The organism is Actinomadura sp. BRA 177 (assembly GCF_013372625.1).
Taxonomy (GTDB): domain Bacteria; phylum Actinomycetota; class Actinomycetes; order Streptosporangiales; family Streptosporangiaceae; genus Spirillospora.
The window spans coordinates 1-540 of sequence record NZ_JABXFD010000042.1 but is presented as its reverse complement, the minus strand read 5'-3'; the positions used below and the strand labels follow the sequence as shown (position 1 = coordinate 540).

Below are 540 nucleotides of genomic sequence, written 5' to 3'. Positions count from 1 at the left end.
TGGTCGGGATGTGGTTCGTGCCGTTGGCGGGAAGAGTGAGGGTGTGCGCAGCGTGGGGTGGAGGTTGCGGGGCGACCCGTGGGGGGTCTGTCCGGGCATCGGGTGAGCGGGGCGTGCGCGGGTGGGCGGGGCGCGTGTCCGCACCTGCCTGGAGGTGTGGGGGGACGAGGGCCGCCGCGCCCGCATGCTCGCGATGCTCCGCTCGGCGATGACGAACGGGCGGGCGGGGGCGCGGCTGCGCGAGTTCGTCACGGTCGCCCTGTTCGGGCGCGCCCGAACAGGGCGACCGTGACGAACTCGCGCAGCCGCGCCCCCGCCCGCCCGTTCGTCATCGCCGAGCGGAGCATCGCGAGCATGCGGGCGCGGCGGCCCTCGTCCCCCCACACCTCCAGGCAGGTGCGGACACGCGCCCCGCCCACCCGCGCACGCCCCGCTCACCCGATGCCCGGACAGACCCCCCACGGGTCGCCCCGCAACCTCCACCCCACGCTGCGCACACCCTCACTCTTCCCGCCAACGGCACGAACCACATCCCGACCA

At 75.6% G+C, this 540-nt stretch carries 2 protein-coding genes; one reads left to right on the top strand and one right to left on the bottom strand.

The annotated features are described in order from the left end of the window. The first annotated feature begins 121 nt into the window (after positions 1 to 121). Positions 122 to 292 (top strand): hypothetical protein, encoded by a 171-nt coding sequence (locus tag HUX53_RS42885; protein ID WP_176401130.1) that lies wholly within the window; start codon positions 122 to 124, stop codon positions 290 to 292. Here HUX53_RS42885 and HUX53_RS42880 read toward each other — a convergent pair. Beyond that, positions 249 to 386: a hypothetical protein gene (locus HUX53_RS42880; protein ID WP_369009178.1), complete on the bottom strand. Its 138-nt coding sequence runs from the start codon at positions 384 to 386 to the stop codon at positions 249 to 251. The genes HUX53_RS42885 and HUX53_RS42880 overlap by 44 nt on opposite strands. Between the last annotated feature and the right edge of the window lie 154 nt (positions 387 to 540).